The organism is Sulfitobacter sp. UBA1132 (assembly GCF_002311545.1).
In the GTDB taxonomy this organism is placed as follows: domain Bacteria; phylum Pseudomonadota; class Alphaproteobacteria; order Rhodobacterales; family Rhodobacteraceae; genus Sulfitobacter; species Sulfitobacter pontiacus.
Genome location: NZ_DCAN01000002.1, coordinates 108,896 through 122,949, shown reverse-complemented (window position 1 = coordinate 122,949; position 14,054 = coordinate 108,896). Strand labels below are relative to the sequence as shown.

The 14,054-nt window shown below is 59.2% G+C and carries 16 protein-coding genes, 1 tRNA gene and 1 pseudogene; 14 read left to right on the top strand and 4 right to left on the bottom strand.

The window, feature by feature from the left end:
- Window positions 1–77: 77 nt before the first annotated feature.
- Window positions 78–555 (bottom strand): annotated as a pseudogene (locus tag B4F27_RS00890) (DDE-type integrase/transposase/recombinase); the annotation flags it as partial.
- A 71-nt stretch (window positions 556–626) separates the two neighbouring features.
- Between B4F27_RS00890 and B4F27_RS00885 the strand changes: the two are divergent.
- From B4F27_RS00885 to B4F27_RS00840, 10 genes are all read left to right on the top strand, one after another.
- Window positions 627–1,523 carry an IS481 family transposase gene (locus B4F27_RS00885; protein ID WP_286758615.1) on the top strand — a complete coding sequence of 299 codons (897 nt, stop codon included), beginning with the start codon at window positions 627–629 and terminating at the stop codon, window positions 1,521–1,523.
- Window positions 1,524–2,889: 1,366 nt separating this feature from the next.
- Window positions 2,890–3,234 (top strand): hypothetical protein, encoded by a 345-nt coding sequence (locus B4F27_RS00880; protein WP_286758614.1) that lies wholly within the window; start codon window positions 2,890–2,892, stop codon window positions 3,232–3,234.
- A gap of 163 nt (window positions 3,235–3,397) precedes the next feature.
- Window positions 3,398–3,763, top strand: a complete 366-nt coding sequence (locus tag B4F27_RS00875) for an HNH endonuclease (protein ID WP_286758613.1) — start codon at window positions 3,398–3,400, stop codon at window positions 3,761–3,763.
- Window positions 3,764–4,013: 250 nt separating this feature from the next.
- A complete protein-coding gene (locus tag B4F27_RS00870) occupies window positions 4,014–4,205 on the top strand; it encodes a hypothetical protein (RefSeq protein WP_286758612.1) in 192 nt (63 codons plus the stop codon).
- Window positions 4,206–4,292: 87 nt separating this feature from the next.
- Window positions 4,293–4,544: a hypothetical protein gene (locus B4F27_RS00865; RefSeq protein ID WP_286758616.1), complete on the top strand. Its 252-nt coding sequence runs from the start codon at window positions 4,293–4,295 to the stop codon at window positions 4,542–4,544.
- Window positions 4,477–4,716, top strand: coding sequence for a phage major capsid protein (locus tag B4F27_RS00860; protein WP_286758611.1), 240 nt, complete (start codon window positions 4,477–4,479; stop codon window positions 4,714–4,716). Before B4F27_RS00865 ends, B4F27_RS00860 begins: the two co-directional genes overlap by 68 nt.
- A 21-nt stretch (window positions 4,717–4,737) precedes the next feature.
- Window positions 4,738–4,932 carry a hypothetical protein gene (locus B4F27_RS00855; protein ID WP_286758610.1) on the top strand — a complete coding sequence of 65 codons (195 nt, stop codon included), beginning with the start codon at window positions 4,738–4,740 and terminating at the stop codon, window positions 4,930–4,932.
- The gene (locus B4F27_RS00850) at window positions 4,933–5,358 is read left to right on the top strand and encodes a hypothetical protein (protein WP_286758609.1); all 426 of its coding nucleotides are present in this window, start codon (window positions 4,933–4,935) and stop codon (window positions 5,356–5,358) included.
- A gap of 152 nt (window positions 5,359–5,510) precedes the next feature.
- Window positions 5,511–5,600, top strand: a tRNA-Ser gene (locus B4F27_RS00845).
- A 182-nt stretch (window positions 5,601–5,782) separates the two neighbouring features.
- Window positions 5,783–6,490, top strand: a complete 708-nt coding sequence (locus B4F27_RS00840; RefSeq protein WP_286758608.1) for an SDR family oxidoreductase — start codon at window positions 5,783–5,785, stop codon at window positions 6,488–6,490.
- A gap of 107 nt (window positions 6,491–6,597) precedes the next feature.
- Here the strand turns inward: B4F27_RS00840 and B4F27_RS00835 are convergent, their stop codons facing one another.
- Both B4F27_RS00835 and B4F27_RS00830 read right to left on the bottom strand, forming a co-directional pair.
- Window positions 6,598–7,434 carry an NAD-dependent epimerase/dehydratase family protein gene (locus B4F27_RS00835; RefSeq protein WP_197145981.1) on the bottom strand — a complete coding sequence of 279 codons (837 nt, stop codon included), beginning with the start codon at window positions 7,432–7,434 and terminating at the stop codon, window positions 6,598–6,600.
- Between the two features lie 102 nt (window positions 7,435–7,536).
- The gene (locus tag B4F27_RS00830; protein ID WP_286758607.1) at window positions 7,537–8,739 is read right to left on the bottom strand and encodes an NAD(P)/FAD-dependent oxidoreductase; all 1,203 of its coding nucleotides are present in this window, start codon (window positions 8,737–8,739) and stop codon (window positions 7,537–7,539) included.
- Between the two features lie 305 nt (window positions 8,740–9,044).
- Between B4F27_RS00830 and B4F27_RS00825 the strand changes: the two genes are divergently transcribed.
- From B4F27_RS00825 to B4F27_RS00810, 4 genes are all read left to right on the top strand, one after another.
- Window positions 9,045–9,587, top strand: coding sequence for a sigma-70 family RNA polymerase sigma factor (locus B4F27_RS00825; RefSeq protein ID WP_005851609.1), 543 nt, complete (start codon window positions 9,045–9,047; stop codon window positions 9,585–9,587).
- Window positions 9,584–10,279 carry an anti-sigma factor gene (locus tag B4F27_RS00820; protein ID WP_286758606.1) on the top strand — a complete coding sequence of 232 codons (696 nt, stop codon included), beginning with the start codon at window positions 9,584–9,586 and terminating at the stop codon, window positions 10,277–10,279. Before B4F27_RS00825 ends, B4F27_RS00820 begins: the two co-directional genes overlap by 4 nt.
- Window positions 10,280–10,683: 404 nt before the next feature.
- A complete protein-coding gene (gene msrB / locus B4F27_RS00815; RefSeq protein WP_286758605.1) occupies window positions 10,684–11,178 on the top strand; it encodes a peptide-methionine (R)-S-oxide reductase MsrB in 495 nt (164 codons plus the stop codon).
- Window positions 11,178–11,567, top strand: coding sequence for a DoxX family protein (locus B4F27_RS00810; RefSeq protein ID WP_286758604.1), 390 nt, complete (start codon window positions 11,178–11,180; stop codon window positions 11,565–11,567). Before msrB ends, B4F27_RS00810 begins: the two co-directional genes overlap by 1 nt.
- Here B4F27_RS00810 and hrpB read toward each other — a convergent pair.
- Window positions 11,541–13,955, bottom strand: a complete 2,415-nt coding sequence (gene hrpB / locus B4F27_RS00805) for an ATP-dependent helicase HrpB (protein ID WP_286758603.1) — start codon at window positions 13,953–13,955, stop codon at window positions 11,541–11,543. The genes B4F27_RS00810 and hrpB overlap by 27 nt on opposite strands.
- Window positions 13,956–14,054 lie beyond the last annotated feature (99 nt).

Here is a 14,054-nt window from a genome sequence, read left to right as displayed (position 1 = left end):
TGCGACGACCGGTTGAATCCGCCCTGTGACCCTTGATCAGAATGGATCATTACCTTGGCTTTTGGTTTGCGCGGCTAAACTGCACACAGTAGCGCGTGCAACGCGAGGTCGGTCGTCATCCGCGTTTGCATAGACCACCCAACAATACGCCTTGAGAACAGATCGATCACGACGGCAAGATATGACCCGCCTTCATGCGTCTTGTGTAGCTGATGTTGGTCACCCAAATCGCATCTGGAGCATCTACCCCGAACCGCGGGTCCAGAGAGTTGTCGGCGACGACCGCTGGTTTGCCGCCATATCGACCAGGGCGTGCTTGTAGCCAATCTGTGCAGCAATCCCAGCTAAGTTGGCCAAACGCGCAACACGGTTCTCTGAACGAGCCTCGCACGCGTCGCGTAGATCGTTATGCAGTTTGCGATATCCATAGACTTTGCCACTGTCCGTCCATTCCTGATGGATCAGCACTGTCTGACGCGCACCTTCAAGCGCACGCGGGCTTAACGGTTCTCTTAGTCATGCATAGAACCCGCTGAAATGCACAGCCAGCACACGAAACTGTAGATATGTACGGACTCTCGGGACACTTTCTGTAAATTACCCAATTTGGGGTGGAGGAAGTTTTCATGACGAGCGAAGAACGAGAGATCCAGCGCAAGCTTAAAGTGCTCCAGCACGCCGAGAGGATCGGGAATGCCCGTAAAGCATGCCGGTATTTTGGGATTGGGAGATCCAGCTTCTACAGATGGCGTGATGCCTATCAAAAGCATGGCGAAGCCGGTTTGAAGAATGCCAAATCAATTCCAAAGAATCCGGCCAATCAAACACCGCCCGAGATCGTTGAGAAGATTCTGTATCTGCGCCGGAAGTATCATCTGGGGCCGATCAGGATCGTCTGGTACTTGGCACGGTACCACAGCATCAAAATCTCGGATGCAGGGGTCTACCGCATCCTCAAGCGTAATGGCCTCCATCGGCTGCCCAGAGGCACACGAATGCGTAAGCTACACACCAAACGCTATCAGAAACAGGTGCCCGGCCATCATATCCAAGTGGACGTTAAGTTTCTGACCTTCAAAGGAAAATCTGGCGAGAAAGTGCACCGATTTCAATTCACTGCCATCGATGACGCAACCCGAGTTCGTGCTCTCAAGATTTATGAGAAACACACGCAGGCAAGCGCGGTCGACTTCATTGATCACATGATCGAAAAGTTCCCGTTTCGCATCCGTGAAATTCGGACAGATAACGGCCACGAGTTCCAAGCCAAATTCCATTGGCATGTCGAAGACCTCGGCATCAGACACGCCTACATCAAACGCGGCACTCCTCAGCTCAACGGCAAAGTCGAGCGCTCACACCGATCCGATCAGCAGGAATTTTACCAACTTCTCAGCTACAAAGGTGACGTCGATCTCGAAGCCAAACTCTACGAATGGGAACGGTTTTACAACTTCGCCAGACCGCACGGTGCCCACAACGGGCAAACCCCTTACGAAGCTCTCAGAGACAAGCTACAGTAACCCAGAAATTGTCCCGCAGGTCCGTCGAGGTTACACTACGCGGCCGCCCTACAGCTTTCAAATGACATCAAACCAATTTGGGTCAGTAGGATCCCACATGTTGTTGCTCGAAAGCGAATGTTGATTGGAAACTCATGCGGAAGGCTCGAGCCTGCCATTCGCCTCTGAGTGCGTCAAGAACCGCTGGGGGCCTGGCATTCCCCGCAGACGCGACCATCAGGGCTTTACCTTGCAAAGCCCATTTCCTGCGTATCGCCGCTACTCTCGCCAGATTCAGCCTCGATTACTTTGGGCAAAAAAGCTGACCTTCGCGGCGCATTGAGTGAATATCTGCCCTACGACTTCTGCAGCGTGCGGCCTGCCACTTTCGGTTTTCAGTTCTCAAGCGGACGCAAGGCGCGCACGCGGGCAAGCGGCCGTTGTGGTCCCGTCGCGATTGCCGCGGCAAAGAGCAAGAGCGCCAACGCAAAGCTACGCTTCCGGCCGAGATCTCCGATCGCTCGCCAGATCAGCCCGCGCGGCGAGATCATCAACCTTCCCTATTCGATAGTTAAGCGGCCCCCCGGGTCGCTCTCATGAATACTTCGTGGCCGTAGGCCGCTGCTTTCTGAACGCCTTACCAAAGCTCGAGCCGGGGCTTGACGGGGTGCGGGCCGGCCGCTGTGCGCGCCTCGATCCCCTATACTCCCCTCCCTCTCCCCCCTGAAATACCATGCGTCGATCCCGTGGATCCCGCTCTACGGGATCAACGAAATCGGTCGACCCCAGAATTTTATTAATAAAAATCAAAAGCTTGCGGCTTTGAGGCGGCGTTACGGGATCGACGGGAACGACTTTCGGGAGGATCCCTATTATGAAACGGGGTAAGTGGGGAAAGGTGAAAAGAACAAGTTGGTTCTGCGTGTAGCTTCTGTTTTTCGTTCCCGTCGATCCCGTAAAGCCGACATTTGCTTTTATTATCAGGGCATTGCGACTTTCCTGTCGATCCCGTTTCGATCCCCGTCAATCCCATAAAGAGACAGTCGATCCCATAGGAAATCTAGATATAGTTAAAGTAGATATCTCTTGTCTAAATATGGAGATTGAATGAATGGCTTATGCTGATGTTGTTCTAAATCGTGATCGCGCTCGGTCTGTTGTCGAAAGCCTTTCGCGCCGCCAAGGCATCAGATCCGGCAAGGGCGCGCGCGCCTAGCGCTCGGCCAGCCGCGCCGCTCCCTCTCGGCTATCACGGATAGCCAAAGGCGGCCTTGCCGGCCCCGACGAGGCTGCAGTCACGCCTCTAGGGTATAAGACGGCACGGGCAGCTTTGCTGCCGTTCTTGGCGCAGCTGGATCGGCACGATCCGAAGCGGTAGGCCGCTACCATGCTCGCCTATGCTGTTGAGCGGATCGGCTCGATCAAAGGCGGTGACATGGGGGGCGTTTACATTAAGGGCGGAATATCTGACGGCGGCGCGACGACCTACGTCAAGCATGCCGCGCGGCTGCAATTGATCGAGGTGATAGTTAATAAGTGGCGACTTGATCCGCTTCACGGCAGGGTCATAAAAGGCGATGAATTTGTCATGTTTGGGGTACGCCGGCAACGCGGGCATGCCAAGGGTATAAGGGTCATGCGGTTGCTCGAGCTGATCTGTATCGAGGGCTTGGATATGCGCCAGATCCTCGAGCTGCACGGCTTGTCGGCGCAGCGGCGTCTGTTTAGTTGAATGTGTGGCCGAGGGGCTTGGTACAGGCCGCGGCCACTGAGAAAGATCTCTTTACCCTAAGCGTCAGCCAAATCAGGAAACAAAACACCGGTGGTCATCTGCGCCTCGAGGGGTTTAAGGATCATCACCGCGAAATCAACTTACATTTTGCGGGTCAAGTGATGTGTCACGTTTAAAGACGGTGCCGGGCCGCTTAGCGGCACCAGCGCCACGCCTCGGCGCGGTTGCGGCCAGTCCTAAAGAACAAGATCGTGCGCGCGACCAGCTAAAGCCCTGGCGCGCTTGGTACAGCCTCAAGCGTTGGAAGGATCTACGGCGAAAGATCCTGGCACGCGATGCCTACACTTGCACGCAAACCGGCGTTGCTTTGGTGGGCAAGGCACCAGCCCCAAACAGCCCCGTTGTGGACCACATTCGCGAGCACAACGGCGATCCCTTTCTGTTTTGGGATGAAGATAACCTGCAGGCGGTAAGCAAGCAGTATCACGACACCGAAAAGCAGCGCATTGAGCGCGCCCGGCAAGGCTGACATCTCCGCCCTCGCTCATGAGGGGGTGGGTTAAAAGTCAGAAAAGCCCGGCACGCCACACCTGTTATGCCCTAAGTCGGAGAATTTTTTTCCCATGGCTGATGAATTTCCGCCCCAAGGGGCATCTATTGACCTGTTCGGGAATGAGATCTTGCCGATGCGGGATCGCTTAGGTCGGCCAAGCTTCAGGAAATCTATGTAAAATCAATATGTTGTGGGCGTCTTGGCCGCCGCAGGGTGGAACCAAGACTTGATTGCAGAGGCGCTCGGCTGTGATCCTAAGACCTTGCGCAAGAGTTTTTCCCGCGAGCTGTCGCAAGGGGCTTTGCTAATCGACGGTTTGTGCCTCGACGTGTTGCTGCGCGGCGCGCGTGAAGGGCATACGCCTTCGGTCAAAGCGCTGCAGGCGCGGCTCGATCGCGTCTCGGCCGGCGAAAGCTGAAAAGCTCGGCGTCAAAGAAAAGCGCTTGAATGACGCGACCAAGCCGCAGGCCGATTATGGATCGCTCTATGATCGGATCCCGCGACAGTGAGCGATCTTTCCTGGGCCGCGTGCCCTGATTGGTGGGAAAAGCTGCAGGCCGGCGCAACGCCGATCCCCGCGCTAGATCTCGATGACAATCTCGCAGAGATTGCCGTTGCCTTGTTCGACAAGCTGGTTGTGCCGGATATTCCAGGCCAGCCCACAATGGGCGAGGCGGCCGAGGAATCCGGTGCTGGAATGGTCGGCACAAGAGGCGGCCTTGTGCAAGATTACAGCGATTGTGCGTGCGTCCGATGATGCGCTCTACGATCCCGTCCAGCTTCGATCTTTGACCTACCAAAAGCTGAACTATGATCTCGATCTCAAAGAAGAATCTCAGATTGTCGCAGGTGACGGCGTGGGCCAAAATCCTCTGGGCATGCTTCCGGTCCCGGCATCTTTTGTCGCCCCGGCTGGCCTGCCAAACTAAACGCGGATTGACCGCTTGCTCTTGGGGCTGCTGCAAATCGCATTGTCCAACTATGCGGCCGATGGTGTGACGATTAACCCGATTGATTGGGTGGGCATCGAGCAGCTGAAAGAAGCGCAAAAGCGCTATATCTTCGGCAATCCGAATGAGCTTGCAACGTCGCGTCTTTGGGCGCTGGACGTGATGCCAACGCTGCCGCATCCAAAAGGCGTATAGATGGTCGGTGCGTTCCCCATGGCCTCGACAATCTACGATCGGCAGGAAAACGAGATACTGATCTCGAGCGAACGCGGCCCCAATTTGGTTGAAGGCATGAAAACCATTCGCGGCAGCAAGCGCCATGCCCTGACGCATAAGCGCTCCGGTCACCGGAGACTTTACGTTCGCGCCATAATCAGCGCGCCTAGACGGCGAACAAACCAGGCTGCGGCAATGCGTGCCGCAACCGATCGCAATCTTACCTTTGGGGGTTCACATGCTTTTAAAATTGACGCGGACACAAACGACAAAGATCGGTCGGTTACTGATGGGTGGAACTTATCGTTTTCAACAATCCAGCCAGGACCCAAAGTGATTGCGGCGAGCTTTATCAAGCGTAGCATGGCGGAGCAATGCAATCAAATGAGAACAAAGCATGATTGAGGCTGCACGGATTTTGCACGGATTGCACGGATAAAGTGGGTGAAAACGTGCAAAAACGGGGGAAAAGCTGCAAAAACAGCAACTTAGGCTTTTTGCAATTTTTCCTAAAAAAAGCATTGCAGATCATAGGTTTGCACTGCATACACGTCAGCGGAGACGTGGCCGAGTGGTCGAAGGCGCTCCCCTGCTAAGGGAGTAGGCCCGGAAGGGTCTCGAGGGTTCGAATCCCTTCGTCTCCGCCACCACACCTAGACATTTTCCACATACTTGATCAGGTGTTGCGCGGCCCGAGATGGGGCGCGACGTTGCGCTTGGCTTTCCGCTCTGACAGTTTCGCCGCCACCCGCCTTTTGCAAACCGTGCGCCCATGCTTTCGCGAGGAAAGGAGGTGGGGTAGAGGGGGTGTAATACTCAGGAGCGGATCATGGAATTAAAGAACAAGCGTATCATCGTCACTGGTGGAAGTGATGGTATCGGGCGGCATATTTGCCTTAAACTCGCGGCAGTAGGGACGCGTCTGGCCATTCTGGGGCGCGATGCTGACCGTCTGGCTGGGGTAGAGGCTGAATGTATCGCCGCTGGAGCCAGCGAAGCGATCGGCATTGCGTGTGATATCCAGAACCCGGATGCGATCAGCGGGGCGGTGGAGCAGGTGACAGCTGCATTTGGCGGGCTGGATATTCTGATCAACAATGCGGGCATCTGGCACAAAACCGGTCCGCTGGATGAAATCCCGCCGCAGCTTTTGCAGGCGACCGTGCAGACCAACCTGACGGGCTTGATGCAGATCACGCAAGCCGCCATTCCGGCGCTGCGGGCGAATGACGAGGGGATCATTCTTAATGTCGTTTCCAAGTCCGGCGTCGTCGCGCAGGCCGGGCAATCTGTCTATACCGCCACGAAATACGGGGTGCGTGGCTTTACCGAGGTGCTGAAAGCGGACGAGGAAAACACCGGCGTGCGCGTGGGCGGCGTTTACCAGTCGGGGACAAACACGGGGATGTTCAGCAAGGCGGGGGAGGATGTGCCCAACCATATCTTTACCGAGCCCGACGATCTGGCGGATGTGGTGGTCTTTGTGCTCTCGCGGCCGCCAAAACTGTGGATCCACGATATCCGCATCGAATTGTGAGCCGCGGGCGCATCTGTCGCGCCTGCTGACAAGACGGGTGCCATTCCAAACATCGCGTCACGTGAAGCATGCGGGCGGGGGGTAAAGCCCCGCCCGCCCTCAAGGCATCAGGTGGTTTTCTTGTCGTTGACGATGTTCATCGACGCCACGCCGCTTTCGCCGAGGTCGACCGCGGCAAAGGGGCCACCGTGGTGCATTTGGCCGGGGTCTTTCAGATCGACCGGTGGTGCTTCGGCAAGGATCTTCTCGGCGAACTGCTCTGCGTTGTCTTTCGGGCGATAGCCGAGAAAGGACGCTTTGGCATTGTCCACCGGCGCGCGGTCGTTATTGGACACGCCGTAGACCACGCTGAAGCCGACCGATGGCGTATCGATGGCGCGGGTGACCAGCTGGATCAGATCGTCATAGGACAGCCACGATCCCAAGGCACGGGTGTTGTTGACCTGTGCGCAGCTGAGGATGCGCAGGCACACGGCCTCTAGCCCGCGTTTGTCCCAATACATGGACGCAAGGTCTTCGCTAAAGCATTTGGCGAGGCCGTAGAATGTATCGGGCTTGTGGGGCGCGTCGATGCCGATGAAGTCGGATTTCTTGTGCATGCCCACGGCGTGGATGGAGGACGCATAGACGACCCGTTGAAGCCCGTGCTGATAGGCGGCTTCCCATACGTTGTAGGATCCGACGAAATTCGGCCCCAGCAGTTCCTCGAAGGGTTTTTCATCGACGATGGCACCAAAGTGGACAACCATATCGGCCCCCTCCAGCAGCGGTGCGATTTGGTCATAGACGGCGACATCGGCCTTGGCGTAGCTTTCGCCTTCGTAGAGCGTGCCGATGTCATCGACGATGTCGGTGCTGACCAGTTCTTGGCACATTTTGGACAGGGGTTCACGCAGGTAGGACCCAAGCCGCCCTGCGGCCCCCGTCAGAACCAGTTTCTTCATCATGTCGTTTTCCTTCCACTATCGTTTTGCGAGGCCAAGCAAGGCTGCGTGCCCGCACAAAGGGGTGTTGCCTGGCATGGGTATGTCATCGGGGCAGGGGGATCAAATCACCGCCTTTTCAATCAGCGATTGGTTTTCCTCGATCCGGCGGTAGGCGTAGGGGCTTAGGTCCAACGTGCGGTATGCGCCATAGGCGATCCATTCAGCGATGCCACGGCCAAGGGCGGGTGCCTGTTGCAGCCCGTGACCGGAAAACCCGTTCAGGCACAGAAAATTCTCGACCACACTGTGCGGCCCGACAATCGCGTTCTGGTCCAGCGTGTTGTAATCGTAGTGCCCGACCCATTCGTTGATCACCTTGACCTGATCGAACTGCGGGACGCGGGTGGCGATGGCGGGCCAAACCTTGTCCTCCCAAAGGCTGTGGTCAAAGGCAAAGTCGTCATAGGCGACCGCAGGATCTTCGCGCGGGGGGCAACCCGCCATGTAGTATATCCCTTCGGTCCTGAAATGCACCCCCGACGGGTCGATTGTCAGCGGCAGGTCGCGGTCCAGCGGTTTGGCGGCATCGAACACAAAGGTATAGCGTTTGCGCGGCTCGACCGGGAGGGTGATGCCGGCCATGCCCGCCGTCGCGGCCGCCCGCGGGCCAGAAGCGTTGACCACCGTCCCGCAGGCCACCGTCGCGCCGGATTTCAGCATGACATGGGTGACGGATGTGCCATCGGCGGCTTTGGTCATCGCGGTCACTTCGTCGTGCAGGTATTCCACGCCGTTGCGGCGGGCCATGCGCTTGAACCAGTCAAACATGGTGCCGCCGTCGAAATAGCCTTCATCCACGCGGTTGTGGTTGGCGGCAATGATGTCATCAAGCTGATAGAACGGGTAGGCGGCGGCGACTTCGGCGGCGGTCATGTGCTGCGTGCCCGCCCCCAGTGCCACCTGTATCTGCTGGTTCTGTTGCAGCGTCTGCGCAAACTCGGGCGTGTCCGCGAGGTAGAGATAGCCAAAATTTTGCAACGCCAGATGCGGCACCTCTGGATCATCGCCCATAAACCGGCGGAAGTTCTTGATAAACTCGGCCCCGAACTGCGACACTTTCACGTTGATGGCCGAGCTGAACTGCTGGCGGATGCAACTGTTGGTATGGCTGGTGGCGGCGTATTCGTAGGTGGGGTCACGTTCGACCACCAGAACCTTGCCGTCAAAACCGGCCATCTGGGTCAGCCACCATGCGACCGACGATCCAAAGATCGCGCCACCGATGATGACAACGTCATAGGTGCTGTGATTGGGCTGCGGCATCGCGATACTCCTTCCACATAGGGGCCACATAGGGGCCAGACAGACGGGATGCCGTGCCGCGGTGTACAACAAGGCAGCCCTGCCACGACTAAACGCGCAACACCGTCCCCCGTCCATAGCTTGTGAACGCGGGGGGCAATTTCCGCGCCCGCTTGCCGTGCGATAGATTACCCATTGGCCAACGCGATGCGCCTGGGTTACACAAAACCGTCCAATGACAACGCTTTGCTGGACAAATGTAGTGAGTGCCGTAGGTTTCGGTGTAACGCTGGAAACCCGTTCAGGTGGAGAAAAGGCCCGTGCAAATGGACCGACAAGAAATCGAAAACTTGATTGCCCGTGTCGCGTTGAAAGACCGCGCGGCGTTTGACCAGCTCTATGATCGTGTTTCTGCGAAACTTTTCGGGGTTTGTCTGCGTGTGTTGAACAAACGCGCCGCAGCAGAGGACGCCATGCAAGACAGTTTCGTCAAAATCTGGAACAATGCCGATAAGTATAATGCCAATGGCCTAAGCCCGATGACGTGGCTGATCACCATTGCGCGAAATACCTCTATCGACCGTCTGCGGGCCCGCAAAAAAGGCCATCAGGACGTGAACACGCCCGGTTTTGAACTTGTCTCCCCCGGTCCCACGCCCGAACAATACGCCGTTGCCTCGTCAGAGGCGTCGCGCCTGTCGGGCTGTCTTGATACGCTGGAAGAAGACCGTGGCAAAGCCATTCGGGGTGCCTATCTGGATGGCGAGACCTATTCCGATCTGGCCGAACGCTTCGGCGTGCCGCTGAATACGATGCGAACCTGGCTGCGCCGTGGCCTGATCGCCCTGCGGGAGTGTATGAGCCAATGACCCAAACGCCTGAAACACCCCATGATGATGATCTTCTGGCCGCCGAAATGGTGCTGGGCCTGTCGTCTGACGACGATATGATCGCCGCGCGTCATCGCATTGCGACTGAACGTGATTTCGCGGACCGCGTTGTCTTCTGGCAGGAACGCCTGACCGCCATGACCGACGGGATCGATCCCGTCTCGCCGCCCGCGCGCGTGAAGAAAAAGCTGATGGCGCAGGTCTTCCCGAAGCAGCGGGTTTCGATTCTGCAACGTTTGTGGCTCTGGCAGGGGATGGCGATGGCATCGCTGCTATTTGCGGGCTACCTTGGCGTGCAACTGCTTGAGATCAACACACGTCCGGGCGACGATCAACCGACCGTTCTGGCGGCACAGCTGGTCAGCGACACCAGCCCGTTGCAAGTGTTGGCCGTGGTCGAACCGGTCAAGCACGAGATCGCGCTGCGCCGCGTTTCGGGCGCCGCGAACGAGGGGCGTGTGCTAGAACTTTGGGCGATCCTGCCCGATCAGGCTCCGGTTTCCTTGGGCGTTCTGCCCGACAGCGAGACGACGCGGATTCTTGTTCCGGCAGAGCTGCGCAGCCAGGCGGCACAGATCACGCTGGCGATTTCGGATGAACCCGTCGGCGGCTCGCCCACGGGGGCGCCTACGGGCGATGTCCTGGCCGCAGGGGCTATGTCTGAACTGTAATCCGGGTTTTATCGGGGTCGCTGACTATTCAAACAAAGACTTCGTCCGCTTTCATGTGGGCGAAGTCGTTGTTTCTTAACGGTATTTGAGAAAGTTTAATAAAAACTGCGGTTTTTTGCGTTTTCGGTGAAACTTCTCGTTTTCTACTTCCGTGTATTTCCACAACTCAGGCCGACACTGGTTGCAAGCCCATGTCGCTGAGGGACCGTGCCGTGTTTTTGGCGGGGTTTGGTAACGAGTTTGTTGGCGTGGAACCATGCATTCCGCCAACGGGTTTATCCAGTATCGGCACCTCGCGTGCCTTGTAACGAGTACCGCCGGATGTCAGCGCCACGCGCGACGTCCGGCGGCCCTTTCAACAGACATCCAATCTATCCGCAGTACCGCAACCTTAAGGGGGCATTATGAAACGCCGGAATTTCCTGAAATGCACAACGATGACGATGGCGGCCTTGCCGTTTGGCGTAGGGGGGGCGGCGCAGGCCGGGACCGTGGCACAGGGCGACTTTGAAGTCAGCCGCACCCCTGCCGAATGGCGCGCGCAACTGGGCGATGACGCATATGCCGTCCTGCGCGAGGGGGATACCGAACGCGCATTTACCAGCCCGCTGAACGATGAGGTCCGCAAAGGCGTGTTCCATTGCAAGGGTTGTGATCAGGCGCTTTATAGCTCCGAGACCAAGTTCAAAAGCGGCACCGGCTGGCCAAGCTTCTTCGCCCCGCTGGACGATGCTGTCGAAACGATGCCGGACAAGGGGTTCTTTACCACGCGGACCGAGGTGCATTGCGACCGCTGCGGCGGCCATCTGGGTCATGTGTTCGATGATGGTCCTGCACCCACGGGCAAACGCCACTGTATTAACGGTTTGGCGATGACCTTTACGCCCGCCGCCGCCTGATGCAGCGGGTTGAGAGGATTGCGATTTACACGGGCCGCCTGCTTTTGGCGGCCCTTTTCGTCGCGGGATTTGTGCAAAAGCTCGTGGACCCTGCAGCGGCGCAGGGTTTGCTGTCGGATCGCGGATTGCCCGTGCTCCTCGTCTGGCCCGCGATGCTGTTCAACGGGGTGGCGGCGATCAGCCTGATCTTCGGTCTCTGGCTCGCCCCGATGAGCGCAGCACTCGCGCTTTATTGCATGGCAACGAGCATTTTCCACTTCATCCCTGATGACCCGTGGCAGATGTCGATCTTTGTCAAGAACTGGGCGATTGCGGGCGGATTACTGGTACTCGCAGGGCACGCTGCGCAACACCGTCGGGGCTCAGGTGCCGCGGGGTTTGGCCCGTAGCGTCGGATCGGCCTGCGTCGGGTCTTCGGGCCACGGGTGGCGCGGATAGCGGGCGCGCATGTCTTTGCGCACATCGGCATAGGACCCAGCCCAAAACCCCGGCAGATCGGTGGTCACCTGCACGGGGCGCTGCGCGGGGGACAGCAGCGTGATCTGCAAGGGCTGCCCTGCGATCATGGGGTGACGGGTAGTGCCAAAGACCTCTTGCAGGCGCAGGGCGATCTGGGGCTGCGTTTCGCTATAGTCAATCGCGATCCTGCGCCCCAGCGGCGTGGTGAAATGCGCAGGCGCGGCACGATCAAGCGCTTGCTGGTCGTCCCAGCTCAGCCGCGCGGTCAGGGCAGGCAGCAGGTCAAACGCCTTCCAGTCGGCGGTGCTGCGGACACCTGCCAGATGACCGGGCAACCAATCCTCCAAGGTCTCAAGCAGGTGATCCTCGCTGAAATCGGGGAAACCATCGTCCATCAGCCGCGCCCGCGCCAGAAACAGCGCCGCCGCTTTGCCGGGCATCAGTCCCAGCTGCCGCACCCCGTCGAGCATGGCCAGCGCTATGTCGTCGGCGGGGGCGTCGGACCACGCCCTGTCGTCCAGCACTAATGCGCCAAAACGTTCCTGCTGCCGCGCCAGCACGCGGCCCTCGCGGCGGGACCAGACGCAGAGTTTATACCATCCGATTTGATCCGCGAAGCTTTCACGCAGATCGCTGTCGGACAGGCGCGCGGCTTGGCGAATGCGTGCTTCTCGAGGGTCGCCGTCAAGATCGGTCGCCACCAGCAAACGTTCCCCCGCCAGCGGATCGCTCTCGGACAGGATCGCGCCTTTGCCGCCCGACATAACGTATCGCGGGGCGTCGCCCTTGCGCCGCAGTGCTACCCTATCGGGGTAGGCAAGGGCCGCCAGCACCCCCAGCGTATCGGGGCCGTCGCCGGTTTGCCCTCTGGCCAGCCGTTTGGCGTCTTGCTTGATGCGTGAAAGGGCCGCGTGGTTGACCTCGGCCGGGACGCGCTTGCCCGCGACCGCATCCAGACGAAGCGCCAGATCGACAGAGCCGCCGCACAAGGGGTCACGCTCCGACAGGATCGCGGCCAGCGTCGGGGCGCTGCGCCCGCCTTTGGCGACCATATGCGCCAGACGGGGATGCAGCGGCATCTTGGCCAAGCTGCGGCCGTGCTGTGTGATCCGACCCGTCGCATCCAGCGCCCCCAGCATGTGCAGCACGGCCTGTGCTTCGGCCAGACGGCCTGCATGAGGCGGGGTCACGAACTTCAGGTCATCGGCCTGCGCCCCCCAGACTGCCAGCTCTAACGCGAAGGCGCATAGATCGCCGGCCTCGATCTCGGCGGGGGGGTAGGCGGCCAGCGCGCCTTCCTCGCCACGGGTCCATAGTTTGAACGCAGTGCCTTCCGACACACGCCCCGCACGGCCCGCGCGCTGCGTCGCTTCGGCGCGGGTCACGCGGTCGGTGATCAGCCGCGACATGCCAGAGGACGGATCGAACTGTGCCCGTCGTGCGCGGCCCCCGTCCACCACGATCTGCACCCCTTCGATGGTTAGCGAGGTTTCCGCGATAGAAGTCGCGAGCACGACCTTGCGGCCTGTTTTGGCCGGTGCAATCGCAGCGCGCTGCGCTTTGAAGTCCATCGCGCCGAACAGCGGGGCGAGCGTGCAATCGGCGGGCAGCCGTCCCGCCAGCGCGCTTTCAACCCGTCGGATTTCACCTTCGCCGGGCAGGAACACCAGCGCCGATCCGGGGGCGGTATCCAGCGCGTGCAACACCAGATCAGCGACTGCCTGCTCAAACCGTTGTTTGCCTACGGGCCGGTCCAGCCAATTGGGCGTCACTGGAAAGCTGCGCCCTTCGGAGGTGACCACCGGTGCCTGCATCAGGGCGGCGACGGGGGCGGCGTCCAGCGTGGCGGACATGGCGACGATCAACAGATCATCGCGCAACGCTTCGGCCACCTCCAGGCAAAGCGCGAGGCCCAGATCCGCGTTCAGGGATCTTTCGTGGAATTCGTCAAAGATCACCGCGCCGACACCGGGCAGGTCGGGGTCGTCTTGCAGCATGCGGGTCAGAATGCCCTCGGTCACGACCTCGATACGGGTGGATTTGCTGACGGCGCTGGCACCGCGGACGCGAAAGCCCACGGTTTTCCCCGGTTCTTCGCCCAAGGTCGCAGCCATGCGTTCGGCGGCTGCACGCGCGGCAAGGCGGCGCGGTTCCAGCATCAGGATGCGGCCGGTGGTCAGCCCCGCGTCCAGCATCGCCAGCGGCACGCGCGTGGTCTTGCCTGCACCGGGGGGCGCTTGCAGCACAACACGGTCCTGACCGCGCAGCGCGTCGATCACCTGCGGCATCACGTCATCAATGGGAAGGGTAAAAGCCATACGCGTGGTTATGGGCGAAACCCGGCGCGGGGCCAAGACCCGGCCTGCGGTCTGGACATTTGCGCCGCCGGGATCGAAACATGGGCCAAAGGCGTGAGG